16 protein-coding genes are annotated in these 22,909 nt (G+C 35.4%); 11 read left to right on the top strand and 5 right to left on the bottom strand.

All coding sequences use genetic code 11. The features are described from left to right. Nucleotides 1-12: 12 nt before the first annotated feature. From DZ60_RS0112800 to DZ60_RS23045, 4 genes are read right to left on the bottom strand one after another with little or no spacing between them, the layout of a single operon-like run. Nucleotides 13-582, bottom strand: a complete 570-nt coding sequence (locus DZ60_RS0112800; RefSeq protein ID WP_025742465.1) for a 5-formyltetrahydrofolate cyclo-ligase — start codon at nt 580-582, stop codon at nt 13-15. Further along, nucleotides 575-1,555 (bottom strand): succinylglutamate desuccinylase/aspartoacylase family protein, encoded by a 981-nt coding sequence (locus DZ60_RS0112795; protein ID WP_025742464.1) that lies wholly within the window; start codon nt 1,553-1,555, stop codon nt 575-577. Before DZ60_RS0112795 ends, DZ60_RS0112800 begins: the two co-directional genes overlap by 8 nt. A gap of 6 nt (nt 1,556-1,561) precedes the next feature. Further along, nucleotides 1,562-2,434 (bottom strand): 30S ribosomal protein S6--L-glutamate ligase, encoded by an 873-nt coding sequence (gene rimK, locus DZ60_RS0112790; protein ID WP_025742463.1) that lies wholly within the window; start codon nt 2,432-2,434, stop codon nt 1,562-1,564. After that, nucleotides 2,431-2,913, bottom strand: coding sequence for an ATP-dependent zinc protease family protein (locus DZ60_RS23045; protein WP_051477649.1), 483 nt, complete (start codon nt 2,911-2,913; stop codon nt 2,431-2,433). Before DZ60_RS23045 ends, rimK begins: the two co-directional genes overlap by 4 nt. Nucleotides 2,914-3,168: 255 nt before the next feature. On the opposite strand from DZ60_RS23045, the gene uvrC reads away from it, so the two are divergent. From uvrC to DZ60_RS0112730, 11 genes are all read left to right on the top strand, one after another. Next, nucleotides 3,169-4,968 (top strand): excinuclease ABC subunit UvrC, encoded by a 1,800-nt coding sequence (uvrC, locus tag DZ60_RS0112780; protein ID WP_025742462.1) that lies wholly within the window; start codon nt 3,169-3,171, stop codon nt 4,966-4,968. 56 nt (nt 4,969-5,024) lie between these two features. Continuing rightward, nucleotides 5,025-7,274 carry a patatin-like phospholipase family protein gene (locus DZ60_RS0112775; protein ID WP_025742461.1) on the top strand — a complete coding sequence of 750 codons (2,250 nt, stop codon included), beginning with the start codon at nt 5,025-5,027 and terminating at the stop codon, nt 7,272-7,274. A 209-nt stretch (nt 7,275-7,483) separates the two neighbouring features. Next, nucleotides 7,484-8,641, top strand: coding sequence for a homogentisate 1,2-dioxygenase (locus DZ60_RS0112770; protein WP_025742460.1), 1,158 nt, complete (start codon nt 7,484-7,486; stop codon nt 8,639-8,641). 381 nt (nt 8,642-9,022) lie between these two features. Next, nucleotides 9,023-10,162: a 4-hydroxyphenylpyruvate dioxygenase gene (gene hppD / locus DZ60_RS0112765; protein ID WP_025742459.1), complete on the top strand. Its 1,140-nt coding sequence runs from the start codon at nt 9,023-9,025 to the stop codon at nt 10,160-10,162. A gap of 458 nt (nt 10,163-10,620) precedes the next feature. Continuing rightward, a complete protein-coding gene (locus DZ60_RS0112760; RefSeq protein ID WP_025742458.1) occupies nt 10,621-11,400 on the top strand; it encodes a DUF3108 domain-containing protein in 780 nt (259 codons plus the stop codon). Beyond that, a complete protein-coding gene (locus DZ60_RS0112755; RefSeq protein WP_025742457.1) occupies nt 11,400-12,377 on the top strand; it encodes a tryptophan 2,3-dioxygenase family protein in 978 nt (325 codons plus the stop codon). The genes DZ60_RS0112760 and DZ60_RS0112755 overlap by 1 nt, the downstream gene beginning before the upstream one ends. Next, nucleotides 12,374-13,627, top strand: a complete 1,254-nt coding sequence (locus DZ60_RS0112750; RefSeq protein ID WP_025742456.1) for a peptidoglycan DD-metalloendopeptidase family protein — start codon at nt 12,374-12,376, stop codon at nt 13,625-13,627. Before DZ60_RS0112755 ends, DZ60_RS0112750 begins: the two co-directional genes overlap by 4 nt. Before the next feature lie 2 nt (nt 13,628-13,629). Further along, nucleotides 13,630-15,270: a glucose-6-phosphate isomerase gene (gene pgi, locus DZ60_RS0112745; RefSeq protein WP_025742455.1), complete on the top strand. Its 1,641-nt coding sequence runs from the start codon at nt 13,630-13,632 to the stop codon at nt 15,268-15,270. 559 nt (nt 15,271-15,829) lie between these two features. Beyond that, nucleotides 15,830-18,406 carry a TonB-dependent receptor gene (locus DZ60_RS0112740; protein ID WP_025742454.1) on the top strand — a complete coding sequence of 859 codons (2,577 nt, stop codon included), beginning with the start codon at nt 15,830-15,832 and terminating at the stop codon, nt 18,404-18,406. A 25-nt stretch (nt 18,407-18,431) separates the two neighbouring features. Then, entirely contained in the window at nt 18,432-20,168 is a 1,737-nt protein-coding gene (locus tag DZ60_RS0112735; RefSeq protein WP_025742453.1) for a hypothetical protein, read from the top strand. Between the two features lie 190 nt (nt 20,169-20,358). Further along, nucleotides 20,359-22,011, top strand: coding sequence for an Ig-like domain-containing protein (locus DZ60_RS0112730; RefSeq protein WP_025742452.1), 1,653 nt, complete (start codon nt 20,359-20,361; stop codon nt 22,009-22,011). A gap of 223 nt (nt 22,012-22,234) precedes the next feature. Here the strand turns inward: DZ60_RS0112730 and DZ60_RS0112725 are convergent, their stop codons facing one another. Continuing rightward, on the bottom strand, nt 22,235-22,855 hold the full coding sequence (locus tag DZ60_RS0112725; protein ID WP_025742451.1) for a hypothetical protein: 621 nt from the start codon (nt 22,853-22,855) through the stop codon (nt 22,235-22,237). Nucleotides 22,856-22,909 lie beyond the last annotated feature (54 nt).

The raw sequence follows: 22,909 nt of genomic DNA, 5'->3' as shown, positions 1-22,909 counted from the left end.
AATACATTTGTATTATTTCTTGAATGTATACGTTTCTATAGGCGTAACACAAAAATCCAACGCAATGTCTGTACTTATTACATCTGTAATGATTTCTTCTGCAGAAAAAAAAGAAAGTCCAATTTTGATAGTGTGAGCAGAACACTTTCCTAAAAACTGATCATAAAATCCTTGACCATACCCTACTCTATTTCCTTGTTGATCAAAAGCTAAGAGGGGCACAAAGACAACTTCTATCATGTTTTCCGGAACTGGAATTCCGTTTTCAGGCTCTGGAATTCCGATAGCATTAACCTTCAATACTGTAGTGTCTGTTAATAAGAAATGTTGTAAACTATGATCGTCAAAATTGCTTTTCGAAAGGATGATATTTTTATCCTTACCCTGCAAAATGTTTAAAATATATTCTGTATCTACTTCTTTCTGTTTATTAATTGGTAAGAAAATGTGATAATATGATTTATCCCAAATAGGTAATTGTAGTAATTGATTTGCAATGTCGATACTTAGGTCTTCTATTTTTGTTGGATTTAGATCCGACCTCAATTTTTTATATTTGACTCTAAGTGCTTTTTTATTCATATAACAATTCATTACTGATCCTAAAAATAGCATCGCCTTTGTACACGATTGGGGATTCATTGACATTAATAATATATCCGTTATTCGGCGCTTTTTCGAGATGTCTCATCTTGCCGTATGGGTCTGTAATACTTGCTAAGGCTTCTCCTTTCTCAACGTAGTTGCCAATACACGTTTTGATATGTAATAAACCACTGTGTTTTGCCCTTAACCAAGAGCTTTTTGAAACAACGAGGCTGTCTTTTTCGGGCAGTAGTATTTCAAAATCTGGATGCAACATTTCAAAATGTTGTAAGATACGCATAGTACCTAGAACTCCTTCTTTTGCAATTTCTTTGCTATTACTTTGTGATTTACCTCCTTCGAATAGTAGAATGTCTATTTCTTTTTTGGCACATATGGCACGATAAGAACCTTTTAAGTTTTTAGATAGTAGTGTAAATGGGGCATTAAAAACTTTGGCTAGCGTTATTAGTTTTTGATTCGATGGATCCACACGAATATGAGGGGCATTAAATCTACTGCCTCCTCCTGTATGAAAATCCAGACAAAAGTCTGCTACGGGCAAAATTTCTGTTATAAATTGGTAGGCAAAACGACTTGCCAAAGAACCATTTTTACTACCAGGAAAAACACGATTAAGATCTCTACCATCCGGAAAAAAACGATCCATATTCAAAAAACCAAATACATTAAGCACAGGAATACAGATAATACTTCCTTTTACAGGCTTATTAATTTTTTTTGCAATGATTTGCCGTACGATTTCTACTCCGTTTATCTCATCTCCATGAATACCTGCAGTAATAAGGATGGTAGGTCCAGCGGTGTTAGAACGCTCAATAATGATGGGTATTTCTACTTTGGTAGACGTATATAATTTGGCAATATTAAAGTTAATAGTCGTACTTGTGCCTAATGGTACTTCTGTACCCAGAATAGTAAGTATGTTTTTTGATGAGGTTTTTGACATATGGTTTTATATACTTCTTTCGATATATCTAATGATTGTTTTTGCAATGTCTTTTCCTGTGGCGGTTTCTATTCCTTCTAATCCCGGAGAAGAATTTACTTCGAGGATTAGAGGCCCCCTTTCGCTTTGTAACATATCTACACCAGCAACACCAAGTTTGAGAGCTCTCACGGCTTTTATGGCGGCATTTTCTTCTTCGTCGGATAACGAAATAATTGAAGCTGTGCCTCCTCGATGTAAATTTGATCTAAATTCACCTTCTTTTCCCTGTCTTTTCATAGCTCCGACTACTTGTCCATCAACAACAAGAGCACGAACATCTGCGCCTTTTGCTTCTTTTACATACTCCTGTACAATCACTCTTGCTTGTAAACCATTAAAAGCTTCTAGAACAGATTCGGCTGCCGTTTTTGTTTCGGCAAGTACGACTCCTAATCCTTGGGTTCCTTCTAATAATTTAATGATTAATGGTGCTCCTCCTACATGGGATATTACTTCAGAAACGTCTTTAGAATAATTAGTAAATACCGTTTTAGGAAGTCCTAGTCCCGCTTTGGATAGTATTTGTAAGCTTCGCAATTTATCTCTTGATTGTACCAGTGCTTGAGATTGAACGGTGGTAAAAACATTCATCATCTCAAACTGTCGAACGACTGCTGTTCCGTAAAAAGTAATAGAGGACCCTATTCTTGGGATGACCGCATCTACGTGATCTAATTTTTTGCCCTTATAATAGATTTCCGGTTTTTTCTTTTCGATAACGATATCACAATTAAGGGGATCGATAACTTGCACATTGTGTTTACGCTTTACGGCTGCTTGTACCAGAGCATTGGTAGAATACAAACTTGAACTTCGCGACAAGATTTTTATGTTCATTGCACGTGTTGATTATAAGACTGATTTTCTAATTGTGGGTCGACTACAAATTTCCCGCTTAAAAACTTACGTCCGATAAGAACAGGAAAGCGCATGTCATCTCTTGTAGATAATGTAAGTGTTATAGGATAATTTTTGTCAAATAGGTTAACTTTTGTCTTGATGGCATAGCGAACTTCTATTTGTCCATTACTGCTTTTTACAGCAATGATATCATAGTTTTTAAAAGTGAATTTTTTACTATTATATTCTGGATGTGTAGCGTCTAGAAAGTGACAGTGTAGTGTTTGTTCAATTTCTTTGATGTTGCTACAATGAATAGTTGACGTATAGGCGCCTGTGTCAATTTTTACATCGATACCTTCTAACGTCAAAAGTGGGAAATCCACTTTGTCAGTTCTGCCAATTATTTTCTTTTCCTTTTCCAAATGATAGGATTGATATTTGGTGTTGCTAATGTAATAAAAATCAAGAAGCATAACATAATATCCTAATTTTTTTAAAACAGAACACATTTCCTATGATAGCAGAAATTATAACTATTTCTTTTTGTTTTCGATATTAGAAAATCTACTATATAATCGAATTAATGCAACAAAAGTTACTTTTATGTTGTCTTTGTAGGTAAGAATAAAGGATTTGTTTTATTTTAGAAATAAATCATGTTTAACAAAATTTAAACTGCTTTTGATTATAGTTCAATTAAGGTAAACCCTTAACTTTACTTTCGGAATATGCAAGAAGCTACTTTAGAAATACAGGTTAAGATTTTACCCACAAGTCCGGGAGTATATCAATATTATGATAAAGATGATATGCTACTTTATATAGGGAAGGCAAAGAACTTAAAAAAAAGAGTGGCCTCCTATTTTAATAAAAATCATGATAATTATAAGACAAAGGTTCTCGTAAAAAAAATTCATTCGATACGGCATATTGTTGTAGAAACAGAAACGGATGCGCTTTTGCTCGAAAACAATCTGATAAAAAAACACCAACCACGATTTAATGTAATGCTCAAGGATGATAAAACCTATCCTTGGATTTGTATTAAAAAAGAAAGATTTCCCAGAATTTTTCCTACACGAAACTTAATTAAGGACGGTTCAGAATATTATGGGCCTTATACTAATTTTAAAACCGTACATACCTTATTAGATCTGATTAAAGGGTTATACCAACTTAGAACGTGCACTTATGATTTGTCTCAATCAAAAATAGATAGTGGTAAGTATAAAGTTTGTCTTGAGTATCATTTGGGAAATTGCAAAGGCCCGTGTGAGGATTTGCAGGATGAGAAAGAATATATGGAGAATCTCGAGGCTATTCGACAAATTGTGAAAGGTAATTTTAAAGACTCTTTGGTACGTTTTAGAAACCAGATGATGGATCATGCTAGTAAAATGGAGTTTGAGGATGCCCAACGAATTAAGGAGAAAATAGAAATATTAGAAAATTATCAGGCCAGATCTACGGTTGTTAATCCCAAAATAAGTAATGTAGATGTGTTTTCGATTATATCAGACGAGTCATATGGCTATGTTAATTTTCTTCAGTTATCTTATGGTGCGATTATACGTTCTCATACCATTGAGATTAAGAAGAAATTAGAGGAGTCAGATAGGGAGCTTTTAGAATTAGCTATTATAGAATTGCGGCAACGTTTTGGGTCTACCTCAAAAGAAATTTTTGTCCCTTTTAAAGTTGATTTGGGGTCAGGATTTAAAATTACGATTCCGCAATTAGGAGATAAAAAAAAGATTATAGATTTATCACTGCGTAACGCAAAATATTATCGGCAAGAACGATTTAAGCAAATTAAAATTATTGATCCGGATCGTCATGTAAAACGTCTCATGGCACAAATGAAAAAGGATCTTCGCTTACCAGAAGAGCCAAGGCACATAGAGTGTTTTGATAATTCAAACATCCAGGGGACACACCCTGTTGCGGCATGTGTGGTTTTTAAGAACGGAAAACCAAGTAAAAAAGAGTATCGAAAGTTTAATATAAAAACAGTAGAAGGAGCAAATGATTTTGCTTCTATGGAAGAAGTTGTATATAGACGTTATAAACGATTGGTAGAAGAAGAGCAGCCATTGCCTCAGTTGGTTATTGTTGATGGAGGAAAAGGCCAGCTTTCTTCGGGATTAAAAGCTCTTGATGCACTTAATTTGAGAGGGAAAATCACAATTATAGGCATTGCTAAGAGGTTAGAAGAGATTTATTACCCTGGGGATTCGATACCTTTATATCTCGACAAAAAATCAGAATCGCTAAAAGTAATACAACATCTGCGAAATGAAGCACATAGATTTGGGATTACTTTTCATAGACAAAAAAGGAGTAAATCTGCTTTAGATACAGAGCTAGAGACTATTCCGGGGATTGGAGAGAAAACAGTAATCGAATTGTTAAAGCATTTTAGATCTGTAAAAAGAATACGCGAAGCTTCAAAAAGTGATATCAGCGAAGTGATTGGAGAATCGCGAGCTACCAAAATATATAATTACTATCTTTCTAAAAAGGATTAACAGTGGATATAAACCGTAAACAACAGCTTTTTTTGATTAAAATAGTGTTCCTGTTTATGGTATTTTTTTCGCAAGTAATATACGCTCAGGGAAATCAAAATACAAATTCAAGTGATAGTAGTGTGACCGCAATAGCTTCGAATCAGGAAGATGTAAAAGTTGGTTTGGTATTAAGTGGTGGTGGTGCCAAAGGGTTAGCACATATAGGTGTTCTTAAGATTATAGAAGAAACGGGAGTGCGCATTGATTATATTGGCGGGACAAGTATGGGAGCCATTGTTGGGGCTTTGTATGCTTCAGGGTACAATGCCGCTGCTCTAGATTCAATATTTAGATCGGTAGATTTTGATACCTTTATACAAGATGTGTTGCCCAGAGATGCCAAAACCTTTTATGAGCGAGAAGATTCAGAAAAATATGCAATTACTCTACCTTTTGATGGGTTTAAGATAGGATTGCCTAGCGGTTTATCAAAGGGACAGAATTTCTATAACCAGTTTTCGAGATATACGGCCCATGTGAATGATGTAAGGGATTTTAATGACTTGCCTATTCCTTTTTTTTGTATGTCTACAAATATTGAAACGGGCAAACAAGTTCTTCTCGATAAGGGGTATTTGCCAGATGCTGTAGCGGCGAGCGGAGCCCTGCCATCTGTTTTCAGTCCCGTAGAAATAAATGGAGTCCTTATGACTGATGGAGGTGTTTCTAATAACTATCCGGTCAAAGAAATTAGAGAAAAAGGAGCAGAGATCGTTATTGGGGTAGATGTACAAGATAGTTTGTTAACAAAAGAGGAGCTAAATTCAGTAACCAACATTATGTTACAGATTAGTAATTTCAGGACTAATAAGCCGATGAAAGATAAAATCCCACAGACTGATATTTATATTACTCCATTGATCGCTGATTTTTCTGTGATGTCATTTGATCGTGCTGATGATATTATAGCTAGCGGAGAAGAAGCTGCTAAGAAGAATTATGAGAAATTGCAGCATATTGCAAGACGTCAAAATTCGAAACCACCTGCGGCAAAAATTCCTGAAAACTCAGAAAATTTGATTATTAATACCTTAAAAATTTCAGGAATTGAACGATATACCAGAGCATACATAAAAGGGAAATTAAAATTAAAAACACCCAGTGTTACCACATACAAAAAGTTAAATGAAGGAATTAATAACTTGTCTGCAACAGGAAATTTTGATCGAGTAACGCATAGGTTAATTGATAAAGATGATGGCAAAGAGCTTGCTCTTAAGGTAAAAGAAAGTGAGAATAAAATGCTATTGCGTTTTGCATTGCATTACGACGATTTGTATCAAACAGCAGCACTTATAAATATTACAAGAAAAAATCTCTTTTTTGATAATGACGTGATATCCGCAGATTTGGCATTAGGAGATAATGTAAGGTATAGTTTGGATTATTATATTGATAAAGGATTTTATTGGAGTACGGGACTGAAGTTTAGATACACTAATTTTAAGAAGGATATTGACTTTGATTTTGTAGGAAGATTTTTGGATCTACCAGATTTAGATATAAATACTGTAAATGTGAGTTATAAGGATTATAACTTACAGGCCTATGCAGAAACTTTATTAGGACAAACTTCTTCTTTAGGATTAGGAGCAGAATATAAGAGGCTTAGTATTATTTCTGATACTTTCGGAGAAGATGAAAACGAAGTTCCAAGAACTGTGTTTGATGATAGTAATTATTGGAGTGCTTTTGGGTATATTAAATTAGATACCTACGATAATAAATACTTTCCTAGTAAAGGTGTTTTGTTTGATAGTACTATTCATTCCTATCTTTTTTCGTCCAATTTTACAGAAGATTTTGATCAATTTTCAATCATAAAAGCTCAATTAGGATACGCTGTGCCTTTATCAGATGCATTTTCTTTTAATGTGAGCGCAGAAGCTGGAGCCAAAATAGGAAACCTCTCAATTAACTCCTTAGATTTTCTTTTGGGCGGATATGGTGCTAGAACAATTAACAATTTTATTCCATTTTATGGATATGATTTTTTGGGATTAACTGGACAGAGTTTTGCAAAGGTTTTACTTTCTGTAGATTATGAAGTGTTTAAAAAGCATCATGCTAATCTATCAGCTAATTATGCCAATTTAGGAGATACACTATTTAGTACAGGAAGATGGTTCGAGGCACCAGAATATTCTGGATATGCTATAGGATATGGGATTGATACTTTTTTAGGTCCTGTAGAGGTGAAATATTCTTTTTCACCAGAAATAGAAGAAAGTAACTGGTTTTTTAGTGTTGGTTTTTGGTTTTAAGAGTCAAAAGATTATTGATTCAGATGTAAAGTACAGACAGTATTACAGAAATATTTCCGATATTTGTAGTACTATGATTTTCTTTTGGCAAGATTTATTGCAAGCACTGCACTACCTAATTAAGCGTAATCCCGAATAGCGGATCTACGTTTATGTACCGTATATTGTTTTAATAGTAGTTTATTTCTTAATATTTAAAGAATCATGCCATGCCTTTTTACCATACCTTAGGAAAAATACCACCCAAGCGTCACACCATTTTTAGGAAACCTGATGGTTCATTGTACTATGAACAATTATTTGGCACCATTGGTTTTGATGGGATGTCTACCAATTCATATCATTGTCACAGACCTACGCAGGTAAAAAAAATAAAAGGTAGTTATTCTGTAGCTCCCAAGGTAGCCATTGCCAATAACATACAATCCTATCGCTTTCATGGGTTTAAAATACCTGCAGAAAAAGATTATTTAGACAGTAGAAAGAATGTACTAACCAACAGTGATGTAACTATTATTTTGTCTGCACCACAAGCAGCTACATCTGATTATTTTTATAAAAACACAGATGCCGATGAACTCATTTTTGTTCATCGCGGTAGTGGTAAGTTTCGAAGTCATTTGGGTAACATCGATTTTAAGTACGGAGATTATATTTTGATTCCTCGAGGAACGATTTATAAACTAGATTTTGATACAACTGATAATCGTTTGTTTATTGTAGAATCCCGAAGGCCTATATATACTCCCAAGAGATACCGAAATTGGTTCGGACAATTATTAGAGCATTCCCCCTATTGTGAGCGTGATCTTAGGGCGCCATATGAGTTAGAGACAAATGATGAAAAAGGAGAGTTTCTAATAAAAGTAAAAAAGCAAGATGAGATTTTTGATATGGTGTATGCGACGCATCCTTTTGATGTAGTTGGGTATGACGGTTATAATTTTCCATATGCATTTTCGGTACATGATTTTGAGCCAATAACAGGAAGAATTCATCAACCACCCCCAGTACACCAAACTTTTGAGACAGATGCATTTGTAGTATGCTCTTTTGTACCGAGACTTTATGACTATCATCCCGACAGTATTCCTGCTCCGTACAACCATAGTAATATTGATAGTGATGAGGTGTTGTATTATGTTGATGGTGATTTTATGAGTAGGAATGATATTGACGCTGGTCATATCTCTTTGCATCCTGCGGGCATCCCGCATGGTCCACATCCTGGAGCGGTAGAGCGAAGTATTGGTAAAACCAAAACCGACGAACTGGCTGTAATGGTTGATACTTTTAAACCTTTGATGGTAACAGAAGAGGCGCTAAAAATAGCAGATGATGAGTACTATACCTCCTGGTTAGAATAGGTGATGCAGAGGCACAAAAATAGTTGATAAAAATTCAGAAAGATGTTAAATTACAGAATTGATATTACAACTCATCTTAGAGCTATGTGGTAACTAAGTTTTAGTTCGTTTTAGAAGTCCAAAGGTTTTTAAATCAGACTATCAATGTCCTTATGGTACAGCTTTTTTGTTGGTTTCAATATATCTGAACATTCATAATTTTTGATAATAGGATATGCTTCGACAAACACAATGTGGCCCCAGATTTTTGTTTCCTAAGTAGCGACATTGCTATAAGTGTATGTAAAAACTTTGTTCGTAATGTTTTGTAGCAATAGGTTGATTACCAGTATAGGCAAAAAATCAAGACAAATTCATTAATCCATCTAATTTTAAAAACAAATGTCAACAAATATAACTCCCCAAGATTTAGAAAAAATAGTGCCTCAAGCAGAAGATTTTTTACCATTATTAGGAACAGATTATGTAGAGCTGTATGTAGGCAATGCTAAGCAAGCAGCTTATTACTATCAGACAGCCTGGGGGTTCGAACCCGTAGCATATGCGGGATTAGAAACAGGGCGAAAAGATAGTGTTTCGTATGTTATGCAACAGGACAAAATACGATTTGTACTCACCTCACCTCTGCAAGCAGATGGAGCAATAAACAAGCATATCAATGCTCATGGTGATGGTGTAAAAGTAGTTGCTTTGTGGGTAGATGATGCTACCAAAAGTTACGAAGAAACTGTTAAAAGAGGAGCGAAACCCTATTTAGAGCCCAAAGTAGAAGAAGATAAACATGGTCGCGTAGTGTTTTCGGGAATACATACATATGGTGAAACCGTGCATGTTTTTGTAGAACGAAAAAACTATAACGGAGCTTTTTTGCCAGGATATGTCCCTATTAATCCATCCTATAAAACAACATCAGTAGGATTAAAATTTATTGACCATATGGTGGGTAATGTAGGTTGGAATGAAATGAACAAATGGTGCGAGTTTTATGCAAACGTAATGGGGTTTGCCCAGTTAGTTTCTTTTGATGATAAAGATATTTCTACCGAATATACCGCACTTATGAGTAAGGTAATGAGTAATGGCAATGGTCGAATTAAGTTTCCGATAAATGAGCCTGCAGAAGGTAGAAAAAAATCACAAATAGAAGAGTATATAGATTTTTATAACGGAGCAGGAGTTCAGCATATGGCATTGGCTACTGATAATATTATTGAGACTGTTGATGCGTTACAACAACGAGGAGTAGAATTTCTTACGGTCCCGGCAAGTTATTATGATACTGTTTTAGATCGTGTAGGTGAGATCGATGAAGATTTAGCACCGCTCAAAGAACTTGGGATTTTGATCGATCGAGATGAAGAAGGGTATCTGCTTCAGATTTTTACTAAACCCGTTTTAGATCGACCTACCATGTTTTTTGAAATTATACAACGCAAAGGAGCCCAATCTTTCGGCAAAGGTAATTTTAAAGCATTATTTGAGGCAATAGAAAGAGAACAAGAACAACGTGGTACACTGTAAAACTCCTTAGAAATAACAGAAATCTTGTGCTAAATGAGCATTTTATTGAGATAATTACAAGTATTCTCTTTGAGAAAAATGTAATTTTAAGTCAAAAAAATATAATTTTTTGTTAAAATCAATAATAAAAAAACGTTTTCGTTTGATGATTTGTCAAAAAAAGTTCATTTTTGTAGTATAAGTGGAGTGGTTACCACTTTCCTAAAACAATAATTATTATAATTTAAGTTTTTAGTTGGTTAATAAAAGTAAAGAGAGCTGTGGTGGCTCTCTTTTTTATTGATAGCTATAAGAGGTACTTTACCTCTTTCTCTCTAGGTTTATGCAAAAATGAGTTTGAGATCATGATTTTTTTAGGTGATGAGGTCATATTCATTTTTATGTCTTCACATTATATAGTACTTTTGGAATGGATATTGTAATTGAAGCTTTATCAAATAATAACAATACCCTTAATTATGAAAAAGTTTATAGCAGTTACCTTTTTAATTTTAACGGCATTGACCAGCACAGCGCAACAAGGTCATAAGGCTTTTGATTCTGGAGAGTGGTTCAAGTTTAGAATTCATTACGGGATTTTTACTGCAAGTTATGCAACCTTAACAGTAAAAGAAGAGCAACTTAATGGTAAGTCTGTTCATCATGTAATCGGAGAAGGGAAATCATCTGGGTTTTTGAGCATGTTTTTTAAGGTAGAGGATTATTACGAAACATATATTGATAAAGATGAAGTGCGGCCGTATAAGTTTATTAGAAATATTAATGAAGGCGGCCATACCAAGGATATAGAGATTAGTTTTGATCATCAGGAAAAGAAAGCATTAGTATTTAATAAAAAGTATAATACCAAAAAGACCTTTCCTATAGAGGCTAATGTACAGGATATGGTTTCGTCTTTTTATTATTTGCGAAATACTATTAATACATCGTCATTAAAAAAGGGAGATGAACAATTTGTAAACATGTTTTTTGATAATGAAAACTTTCGTTTTAAGCTAAAGTTTCTAGGGCGAGAAACCATTAAGACAAAAATGGGTAAAATCAGATGTCTTATGTTTAGGCCTTATGTTCAGGAAGGTAGGATTTTTGAAGAAGAAGAGAGTATGACCGTTTGGGTAAGCGATGATGATAATCGTATGCCCGTAAGAATAAAGGCTGATATATTAGTAGGGTCTATAAAAGCCGATTTAGATGCGTTTAAAGGTCTTAAGCACCCGCTAAAAATAGTTATGGATTAATGAGTGAAGCTATCAAACCAGAAATTGCTGAAAAAATAAAGCAATTAGAAAAAAAATTCAAGAACTCAGGGCAAGATTTGGGGTCTTACTTAGATGGTCTTTTACACGATCGATATTTGACCTATTGGGATTATATACATCTAGATACGTTGTTGAGTTTGCAGATCCCCAGAACTCATTTTCCTGATGAAGAAATATTTATTACCTATCACCAGATTACAGAATTGTATTTCAAGCTTATTATTCATGAATTAAAGCAGGTGATTGACGATAAGTTACAGAATGCGGCATTTTTTACGGCCAAAATTAATAGAGTGAATCGTTATTTTAGGGTGTTAATTACCTCTTTTGATGTAATGATAAAAGGAATGGACAAAGAGCAGTTTCTTAAATATAGAATGTCTCTTTTGCCTGCTAGTGGTTTTCAATCTGTACAGTTTCGTTTGATTGAGATATATTCAACACCACTCGTTCACCTTGTAGGGACAAAAGACAGAGCTGAGTTTTCTGAGCAGGATCCATTAGGAGAAGTATTTGAACATCTCTATTGGAAATCTGGTGCCACTGATATAGAAACAGGAGAAAAAACATTGACACTCAAGCAGTTTGAGTATCGATATACTCCTAGGATGATGCGTATTGCAAATCAGGTAAAAAGCAGTACAATTTTTCATAAATATCACGAACTGCCAGAAAAAGAGCAAAATAATGTGCACCTTATCGAAGCATTACGTACTTTTGATACCAATGTTAATATTAATTGGTTATTAATGCATATGGGTGCAGCGCATCGATATCTCAATAGAGAAAAAGGTGCAGTGTTGGCAACAGGAGGAACAAATTGGAAAAGTTTTTTACCTCCAAGCTTTCAGAGGATTATGTTTTTTCCTAATCTATGGAGTGAGGAAGAAAAAGAGAACTGGGGCCAGCAATGGGTTACTCATCAATTTAATACCACACATAAATCGTCAGTTTGAAACAGTTAGGGTATCTGCTACTAATTTTGGGAGTAGCATTTTCATGCAAGGAAGAAAAAAAGAAAGCACAAGTTGTGACCTCTGAGGAAGCAGAGGAAGAGGTAGCACCAGTAATTATTAGAGAGTTTGGCTATGTTCTCAATAATTTTAATGTTGTAAAAGACACGATAAAACCAGGAGATAGTTTTGGTGCTATTATGGATGAGCACGGCATTAGCAGAGGCAAGGTTTTTGAGATTACCAATAAGATCAAAGATTCGTTTAATGTAGCCAGAATTCAGGCAGGCAAACCCTACACACTTCTTAAGTCTAAAGATACCACCGATAAAGCACAAGTATTTATCTATCAAAACAATAAAATTGATTACACGGTAATCGATTTTAGAGACAGTATTATCACCAAAAAAAATAAAAAACCCGTTACCTTAGTCGAAAAAGTAGCGTCGGGTACTATTAATAGTAGCTTGATGCAAACTTTTGACGATTTAGATCTTAATTTTTTGGTCGCTTATAACATGGCAGATATTTATGCCTGGACAATCGATTTTACAAGATTACAAGCAGGAGATCGATTTAAAGTTATATACACAGAGCGGTTTATAGATGATACTATACCTGCGGGCATTGATCATATAAAAGCATCTTATTTTGAGCATAGAAATAAGTCGTTATATGCGTTTAGGTTTATGGATGATTCTATTAACAAGTCGTTGGATTATTTTGACGAAGAGGCTAATAACTTACGAAGAGCATTTTTAACAGCACCGGTAAAATTCAGTAGAATTTCTTCGAGATATAATCTTAAGCGTAGGATTCGATATTACGGTAATAAAGTTCGTCCGCATAGAGGAACTGACTTTGCAGCTCCGGTAGGAACTCCTATTTTGGCAACTGCTGATGGGATTGTAACGAAATCAGAACGCAAAGGAGGAAATGGTAAATATGTAAAAATTAGACACAATGCAACCTACGATACGCAATATTTGCATATGAGTAGGCAAGCTGTAAAAGTGGGTGAGTACGTGAAACAAGGAGATGTGATCGGATATATTGGGATGACAGGTAATACAGGAGGGCCACATGTCTGTTATCGCTTCTGGAAAAACGGAAAACAAGTAGATCCATTTCGACAAGATTTGCCTTCTTCAAAACCATTAGCAGATAGTCTTCGCACATCATTTTTTACGCATATAGAGCCAATAAGGAACGAATTAGACAGTATACTTTTTGAACCACAAGAAATTTTATAAAAATGGGATTACCAACTATCAACCCGACCACCACAAAAGCATGGCAAGCATTGCAATCGCATTTCGAGACGATAAAAGATACACATCTAACCACTTTATTTGCACAGCAACCAGATCGTGCTAACATGTTGTCGATTCAATGGCAAGATTTTTATGTCGACTACTCTAAGAATAGAATAGATGAAACTACAAAAAAACTATTGCTAGAGCTGGCAGAAGAAGTAAAACTTAAAGAAGCTATTGGGCAGTATTTTGGCGGTAGTGTTATTAATAAAACAGAAGATAGAGCAGTACTTCATACAGCATTAAGAGCACCTAAGGATCAAACCGTAACTGTGAATGGTAAAAATGTAATACCTGAGGTAGTTGTTGTAAAAAATAAAATAAAATCATTCTGTAATCAGGTGATTTCTGGAGAATTAAAAGGTTATACGGATAAGGCGTTTACTGATATCGTTAATATTGGCATCGGAGGCTCTGATCTTGGTCCTGCAATGATCACAGAATCACTTGCGCACTATAAGAATCATTTGCAGATGCATTTTATTTCTAATGTAGACGGAGATCATGTGCATGAGCGTCTTAAAACATTAGATCCCGAAACCACATTGTTTGTGGTAGTTTCTAAAACCTTTTCTACCCAAGAAACCTTATCAAATGCAACCACAGCTAGACATTGGTTTACTCAACATGCACCGACACAAGCTGTAGGGAAACATTTTGTAGCGGTGTCGAGTAACATTCCTAATGTAACGAATTTTGGTATTGCCAAAGAAAATATTTTCCCTTTGTGGGATTGGGTAGGGGGTCGATTTTCATTATGGAGCGCCGTTGGGCTATCGATTGCCCTTTCGGTAGGGTATGATAATTTTGAAGCTTTATTAGAAGGAGCTTATGAGATGGATACACATTTTAGAGAAACTCCTTTTGATGAAAATATTCCTGTGATTCTTAGTTTGTTAAGTGTATGGTATAATAATTTCTTTAATGCAGAAAGCGAAGCGATTATTCCTTATTCACAATATTTACATAGGTTGCCAGCCTATCTTCAGCAGGGGATTATGGAGAGTAATGGTAAGTATGTAGATCGCAATGGGGAGCCTGTAACCTATCAGACAGGAACTATTATTTGGGGAGAACCAGGAACGAATGCGCAGCATGCTTTTTTTCAATTAATTCATCAGGGAACCAAATTAATACCTGCAGAATTTATAGGGTATAAGCACTCTTTGTTTAATGATAAAGATCATCATGATAAACTTATGGCCAATTTCTTCGCGCAGACAGAAGCGCTTATGAATGGTAAAACTGAGGCAGAAGTTCGTCAGGAGTTGTTGTCTAAAGAGTTGTCTGAAGAAAAATTGGAGGAGTTAGTACCTTTCAAAATTTTTGAAGGAAACAAACCAACTACGACGCTTTTAATTGATAAATTAACACCCAAAAGTTTAGGAGCTCTAGTTGCTATGTATGAGCAGCGTATCTTTGTTCAAGGTGTGATCTGGAACATCTTTAGTTACGATCAATGGGGTGTAGAGTTGGGTAAGCAATTAGCAACTAATATTTTGAGCGAGATTAATGCAGGGGTTGTTCAAGAGCATGATGCCTCGACGCAAGCATTATTACAGCAGTATCTTAAAGTGTAGTTTTGCCTTATTATAATAGTACTGGTTTATATAGAAAGTATGTAGGTCTTTTTACAGTTGCATTTTTCTTTTATTTTTCTTGGATCGTTTTCAACCAAGAGGCTTTAATGTTTGTTGTGTTCTTAGATTAGAAAATAATCTATTTTTTTACCAATAACTCTATCTGGTATTACCATTATCTTTTTTTGTCAAATGGCTAATATGATGAGGTTTTCTTTGTGCTCTTCTGGTATATATATCTGTTGTTTTCTTTTTTAAACAAATTGTAACAAAACGGTTGTTAATAAAATTACAGAGGTTATAGCTGTCTGTAGGGTATAGAAAAGTTGGGGCTTATTTCATTTTGCATAAATTTTCAAAGGGATTTTTAAAAATAAACATGAAGTATTGTTAAAATCGTGACAATACATTCATTAAACTATTGTTAGTGAAGACTCCATTTAAACAGTTTTTGTTGAAAAAACAGAAGGATTTGTGGATAATTCTTAACGTTTTCATAATGTTTAGTTGGTTAATTCTCACGTAATTTGCACGTTCAAACTAACAAAATTTAGCATTAATGAAAAAGATTACATTTTTATTTCTTGTAATCCTTATTGTAACCGTAGGGGAAACGATTGCGCAGGGGATTGTATCAGGAACAGTAGTAGACTCAGAATCGAGCACGCCGTTGCCGGGTGCCAATGTTATGGAAACCGGATCTTCTAACGGAACCACTACAGATTTTGACGGTAAATTCTCTATAAAGGTAGAGAATTCGACAGGAGAAATTAACATTTCATATGTAGGATTTGAAAGTCTCACATTGAAGTATGACGTAAGTAATGGAAATCAAGATTTAGGAAGTATCAATCTTGCTTTAGGAAACTCTCTTGAGGAGATTATTATTACGCAAACATCATTTGCTGTAGATAGAAAAACGCCAGTAGCGGTTTCTACGATAAAAGCAGATGTGATCGAAGAAAAATTAGGAACTCAGGAATTTCCTGAAATTCTTAAATCAACACCAGGGATCTACGCCACTCGAGCAGGAGGAGGTTTTGGAGACGCCGATGTAACCATTCGAGGATTTAATTCGGTAAATGTTGCTGTATTAATTAATGGTATTCCTGTTAATGATATGGAAAACGGTCGTGTATTCTGGTCTAACTGGGCTGGTTTATCAGATGTAACCAGTGCTATGCAGGTACAGAGAGGATTAGGAGCGGTAAAAGTAGCTGTGCCAGCTATCGGGGGTACAATCAATGTACTAACAAGAAATACCGATGTAGAAGCAGGAGGAAATGTAATGACTACTATTGCCAACAATAACTATCAGAAATATTCTGCATCTGTATCAACAGGACTTATGGATAACGGATGGGCAGTAACAGCCTCAGGAGCAAAAGTATCAGGAGATGGATATGTAGACGGAACTGGTTTTTCTGGGTTTAATTATTTCTTGAATATCTCTAAGGAGATCAATGACAATCACAAATTGTCATTTAGTGCTTTTGGAGCAAAACAACAGCATGGACAAAGACAAAACAAAAGTAGCATTGCTGATATCCAAAACAGTGAAAGCGGGATACGATATAACCCAGATTGGGGAATCAAAAACGGAGAAAAAGTATTCGTAGAAGATAATTTTTATCACAAACCACAGATTTCTTTAAATCACTATTGGACCATTAGTGACATCACGAATCTATCGACAGTTATATATGCTTCCTGGGGAACAGGAGGAGGAGGAAGAAGAGCTGGTGATACTTCTCTTTTTGATGTTAAGTTTGGGGATTATGACCAACCCATCGACTTAGATAATATTGTCGCTATCAACCGTGAGCTTGGTGCACAAGGACTGGGTGCAGAAGCCTATTTGGGAGCTTCAAGAAATGATCATAATTGGTATGGGTTATTATCTACGCTAAAACATGATTTTACAGATCATTTATCATTTACAGGAGGAATAGATGTTCGTACCTATAAAGGAATACATTTTAGAGAAATTACTGATTTATTAGGAGGTAACTATGCACTTATTGATGACGATGAGAACAACCCTAATACAGCTGCAAGAGTAGGTGACAAATACAGTTATTATAACGACGGATTAGTAGATTGGCTAGGAGGATTTGCACAATTAGAGTATGAGCAAGATAATTTAGCAGCATTTATGGCAGTAAACCTGTCAAATACTTCATACGCACGTGTAGATTATTTTAACTACTTAGATAGTGACCCATTACAAGAAACAGATACATACAATTTCTTAGGGTATGGTATCAAAGGAGGAGCAAATTATAACCTTGACGATAATCACAATGTTTTCGCAAATATTGGATATTTTGAGAAAGCAGCAGATTTTGATGCGGTATTCCAAAATTTTAATAACGAGAATATCAACGAAAACGCAGAAAACCAGAAGATTTTTAGTGCAGAACTAGGATATGGATACAGAAGTAGCAAACTTAATGCGAACATTAATGTATACAGAACACAATGGAATGACAGAACGTTTACCGATGTAGAGCAAGATGGCGAAGTAGAATATTTCTTAAATGCCGAAGGAGTAAATGCATTACACCAAGGGGTAGAACTAGATTTTGTATACAGACCTTCTGAGAGGTTAACGATTACTGGGATGCTTTCTTTAGGAGATTGGACCTGGGCTGATAATGTAGAGGATGCTGGATTCTTTGATGTAGATCAAAACCCATTATTAGATCAAGAAGGAAATGTGGTGACTAGAGATTTGTATATCAAAGACCTTAAGGTAGGACGTTCTGCACAAACAACCTCTGCATTAGGACTTACTTATAAATTGTTAGAAAAAACAAGTATTGCTGTAGATTACAACTATTACGCAGATCTATATGCAGATTTTGAACCAAATGACAGAACAGAAGAGCCGGCAGAAGGAGCTAGCATCGTACAACCCTGGAAAGTGCCAGATTACAACCTATTTGATGCCAGTCTAAGACACGGTTTCTTAGTAGGTTCTTTTGATACTACAATTACCTTACGAATGAATAATGTATTTAATACAGAATATATTAATGTAGCCGATGATGGGGGAGCAAGCACTGCGGCAGATGCCTTGGTATGGTATGGTCCTGGGAGAACCTATAGTATCAGTGCCAAATTTGAATTTTAAAAAAAAGTAACAAAAAAACAACGTCATGAAAAAAATACTGTATATAATGACCGGGATCCTTGGGTTGGTGTTTACCGCCTGTGATCCTTTAGAAGATACGATGGATGAAATTGGTGATATCACACCAGTGATTCAAGGAACCACGGATTATACCCTAACTGCAGAGGATTACGAAGCACTTTTGTTAGAAGATGAATATTTTACATCTGTAGAAGAAGCAGAAGCTTTGATCCCAGCTTTTTTAGAGGATTTATACCCAACAAAAGGCGCTGGTGCTATTGCAAATGTAACGTTTGATGTTAATATCGGATATGCGTTAAGTTCGTATGCCCTAACATTAGATGATTATTTAGGATTACGTAGTGGTGATGCCGAATACGAAGAAGAAAATATTGAAGGATTTGAGCAATTAATTGCAGAAGAAGATGCATTAGCGTATGTAAATGAGTTAGTCGCTACAAACCATACGGATGCAGAGGATGGTGAAGTAGTCCTAGCAACATATAGTTATTTTGAAAAAGCAGATGTTGAGAATTATTATTTTGCAGATTTCTCTATTGAAGAGGACTTTAATAGTTTTGAAAGTAAGAACGAAACAGGAGAGGATCAAGAATGGGAATATAGCGATTTCAGAGGCGATTTTTATGCAGAAATGAATGGATTTGATAATGGTGAAAATGAGAATAAGGATTGGCTTATTTCTCCAGCTATTGATTTATCAGGAGTTAGTGATGCAGGTCTTACGATAAGTCAAACACTTAATTTCAAAGATGTGGCAGAAGGGAATAATGTTTATATCGCTACGGATTATAATACCGGAGATGATAACTACAGCGCCGCAAATTGGATTAAAATAAAATTTGCTACTGTCCCAGAAGGTAATAGTTATGATATAATTACTTCGGAGGAACTTGATTTGACTAAGGTTGAAATCGAAGGAAGTGACCAAACAATAGATTTTAGCAATCAAGTAATTCATATTGCTTTTGTATATGACTATCCAGAAGGAGATACTGCTTTGTGGAGACTATTTGACGTTACTATCAAGCCTTTTGGTGTGACGACAGAAACACAATATGATCTATATGGAGTGTTCTATTCGTATTCAGAAGAATCTTCTGAGTGGGAAGCAATCGATGATCAATTTTATATTTCTGATGCAGCAGATTATGATGCAATGGGAGAAGGAAGTGGTCAACCAGGACAATATGACAACTTTAGTTCAAGTGTTTCTTCTTCTGACTATGTACCAACTTTTTTAGCTACAAAATACCCTTTTGCTTTTGAAGAAGATCAAATGTACGTAGCATATAAGTATTATTCTTCAAGTGCTGGTGGATTGCAAGTAAGAGGTGATTTGTTTACACTTACTGACGGAGCATGGGTAGAATATGATAATGTAGTTACAGAGACCATCCAATTTGGTAAAGAAGCTGACGGTTGGGTACCTGATAATACCATTTTATATACCTTAACTACAGATGACTATTCATTTGCTGCTGCAGAATTATTAGAAGAAGTAGGTTTTGAGGCTGCTGCGGGGAACCTTGATAACTTTGGTAACTTTAATAGAAATGGAGGAACCACTAACTGGAGCGATGAAATGTTAGTCACTGCTTTTGGATTGATATTAGACAAAAATGATCCTGCTGCCGAAGTAGGACAAAAATATCTGATCACATTTGCGATGTACAATGGTTCTAGCGGTACCGAAGAATTAAAAGTAATCAAGGATGCCGATGGTGCCTGGATACTTAATTAAAAGTAGCGTACTATAAAAAATTACCACAAACATATAGCATATATAGGTAAAAACCTCTTACTAGGATTAGTAAGAGGTTTTACTGTGATGTATCTACGACGTATTTACAAAGGGGTTAGGCTATTTTTATAATGGTTACTACACCTATGCGTATGTAAGGGTATTCATTAAAAATAAAATATACAATATCATGAAAAAGACACTATATTACTGTTTGGTTGGGCTTTTGTTGTTAGGATGTAATTCTGATGATGATGCTACGAATCAATCAGACGACAATGGATCGACTGTATCACTACCAGTAGCGGTGGCTGACGAACTTACGACAATGGAGGATACTGCCATAACAATTTCTTTGGCAGACCTGCTTGACAATGACGAAATTTATGAATACGGTAGAATCACTGCTTTTGATGACGAGACAGAAAATGAGGGAACCGTTGATGCTAATGACGATGGGTATACTTATACACCTCCAACAGGATTTATAGGTACAGATACGTTTACCTATACGCTGTGTGATAATCAATTTCCGGCGAATTGTGCTACAGGAACGGTTACTATCGAAGTGATCGAAATTGCACGTCCCGATGCGGCAGATGATACCATAGAGGTGATAGAGGACACACCAACAACTATAACTACCTTATTAGATAATGATACTACCTTGGTAACAGGAATGTTGATTTCTAGTATTGATGCTACCGATGCGACAGGTACTGTGGTGCTTAATGAAGATGGTACGATTTTGTATACACCGGCAGCTGATTTTGTAGGCGAAGATAGCTTTGCATATACGGTCTGTAACGACGAAGAAAATACCTACTGCGGTACAGCAACGGTAACACTTACCATTATTGACCAAGGAAATGCAGTTGCGGTAGATGACGCCGTAAATGCTGGCGAAAATACAACCGCCGTTTTTAGTACATTATTAGATAACGATACCTTACTTGATGGGGTTACAGAGATTGCTTCTATAGATGCATCAGCTTCTTTGGGTACCGTAACGCTAGAGTCTGATGGCACCATTACATATGAGCCACAAACAGATTATACAGGTGAAGATACGTTTACTTATACCCTTTGTGATGATGATACACCGGCAACCTGTGTAACAGCGACAGTAACAGTTACCGTATTAGAAGAAGTATCTTTTGATATTCCTGGTGCTATCGCAGCATATTATAATGATGTTATTTTTGTGGCAGATTCTGATTTATTATTAGAAGAATTATTGGATCTTACAGATGATGCACATACCACCAAATTATCATACGGAGATCGACATGATTACCTATATGATGCCGATGAAGATCCTGCCGAAGATGATAATGTAATTTTGGTGTATAGCGGAGAGAGCCGTGATGAGCGCGAGTATACTTCGGGTAACAATAGTCATAGTCCACAGACATTTAATACAGAACATATCTACCCACAATCGTTATTAAATACAGAAGTATCCAAAAGTGATCTACATGTATTAAGAACATGTGATAGTGGTGTAAATACACTGCGATTGGCTTATCCTTTTGCAGACGGATCAGGAGGTTATGCATTAATTAATGGCGATACCTGGTATCCAGGAGATGATTGGCGTGGAGATGTAGCCAGAATTATCATGTATATCAATATGTATTATGGAGATTCTTTTGATGAGGTAGGAAATCTGGCACTGTTCTTAGAATGGAATGCCGAAGATCCTGTTTCTGAACTAGAAAGAAACCGTAATGATGTGATCGAAGGCGCACAAGGAAACCGAAACCCGTTTATCGATAACCCATATTTAGCAACGCTAATTTGGGGAGGTGATGCCGCAGAAAATACTTGGGCAGAAGAGTAATCCGTTACAATTCGTATTGTTTGGTAAGAATTAATACGAATCGTTTGCAAATAAAACATACGTAGTTGGGCATATTAATGCCTCCGAAAACCCCACAGTCGATCACCGATTGTGGGGTTTTCTTTTTTGGATCTGTTAGGCATTTTGTCCTTCATAAAGTACGATTCATGTAGTCAATTTTTAGGCTTTTACAATTAGAGACGGCACGAGCGAGACGTTCGCGCTATCGGGGGAGCGAGGATAGCTGCAATAATTTAATATCTTCTAACATTAAACTATTCTTTTTTATTATGACTTTTGCATTATCGAAATACTTTTTATCCAAATTATCAGTATAAAGTACTATATCAAAAGAAGAGTTATCTTTTAAAGCATAATAAGAATAATTTTCACCTAAATAATAAACCTCAAAAGATTTAATGCTTGTATCACTTTCTAACGTAATAACACCACCATTATCTGTCTTTTTTGTTACATCTCCTTTAATATTTTTAATTTTAACTACAGCACCAAAACAAGGTTTGCCAGATTCATCAATAATTGTAATCTCTCTTTCTTTTTGAGAGTCAACTTCAAAAACTTCAATCATATCAGTTTTAAAAGCAACATTACTCATCAAAACGATATTTTTGTCTTTTAATTCCCAAGTCCCTTCACTCTTAGAATTATAGAGTCCAGCTACTTGTTTGTAATTAAAAGTATTATCTGCACTAAGTACTAGCTCGGTAAAAGTATTCCCTTTTTTAGATTGATATTTCCCAACTATCTTTTTGTTATTCAGCTTTTGAGCTGAACAAGAAGTAATTAAAGCGATAGTTAAAAATAAATTTGATATTGTTTTCATTCATTTAGTTTTTAATATAAATTTGCTCCGCTCCGCAAAGTCTCCTGACTTTGC

The organism is Aquimarina pacifica (assembly GCF_000520955.1).
In the GTDB taxonomy this organism is placed as follows: domain Bacteria; phylum Bacteroidota; class Bacteroidia; order Flavobacteriales; family Flavobacteriaceae; genus Aquimarina; species Aquimarina pacifica.
This window is presented reverse-complemented; position numbering and strand designations above follow the sequence as displayed.

Bases quoted from the DNA above. Each gene is read 5' to 3' on its own strand.
- DZ60_RS0112800 (WP_025742465.1), bottom strand. From the start codon at position 582: ATGAATAAAAAAGCACTTAGAGTCAAATATAAAAAATTGAGGTCGGAT.
- pgi (WP_025742455.1), top strand. From the start codon at position 13,630: ATGGGATTACCAACTATCAACCCGACCACCACAAAAGCATGGCAAGCA.
- uvrC (WP_025742462.1), top strand. From the start codon at position 3,169: ATGCAAGAAGCTACTTTAGAAATACAGGTTAAGATTTTACCCACAAGT.
- hppD (WP_025742459.1), top strand. From the start codon at position 9,023: ATGTCAACAAATATAACTCCCCAAGATTTAGAAAAAATAGTGCCTCAA.
- DZ60_RS0112770 (WP_025742460.1), top strand. From the start codon at position 7,484: ATGCCTTTTTACCATACCTTAGGAAAAATACCACCCAAGCGTCACACC.
- DZ60_RS0112795 (WP_025742464.1), bottom strand. From the start codon at position 1,555: ATGTCAAAAACCTCATCAAAAAACATACTTACTATTCTGGGTACAGAA.
- DZ60_RS0112740 (WP_025742454.1), top strand. From the start codon at position 15,830: ATGAAAAAGATTACATTTTTATTTCTTGTAATCCTTATTGTAACCGTA.
- rimK (WP_025742463.1), bottom strand. From the start codon at position 2,434: ATGAACATAAAAATCTTGTCGCGAAGTTCAAGTTTGTATTCTACCAAT.
- DZ60_RS0112730 (WP_025742452.1), top strand. From the start codon at position 20,359: ATGAAAAAGACACTATATTACTGTTTGGTTGGGCTTTTGTTGTTAGGA.
- DZ60_RS23045 (WP_051477649.1), bottom strand. From the start codon at position 2,913: ATGCTTCTTGATTTTTATTACATTAGCAACACCAAATATCAATCCTAT.
- DZ60_RS0112760 (WP_025742458.1), top strand. From the start codon at position 10,621: ATGAAAAAGTTTATAGCAGTTACCTTTTTAATTTTAACGGCATTGACC.
- DZ60_RS0112725 (WP_025742451.1), bottom strand. From the start codon at position 22,855: ATGAAAACAATATCAAATTTATTTTTAACTATCGCTTTAATTACTTCT.
- DZ60_RS0112735 (WP_025742453.1), top strand. From the start codon at position 18,432: ATGAAAAAAATACTGTATATAATGACCGGGATCCTTGGGTTGGTGTTT.
- DZ60_RS0112755 (WP_025742457.1), top strand. From the start codon at position 11,400: ATGAGTGAAGCTATCAAACCAGAAATTGCTGAAAAAATAAAGCAATTA.
- DZ60_RS0112775 (WP_025742461.1), top strand. From the start codon at position 5,025: ATGGTATTTTTTTCGCAAGTAATATACGCTCAGGGAAATCAAAATACA.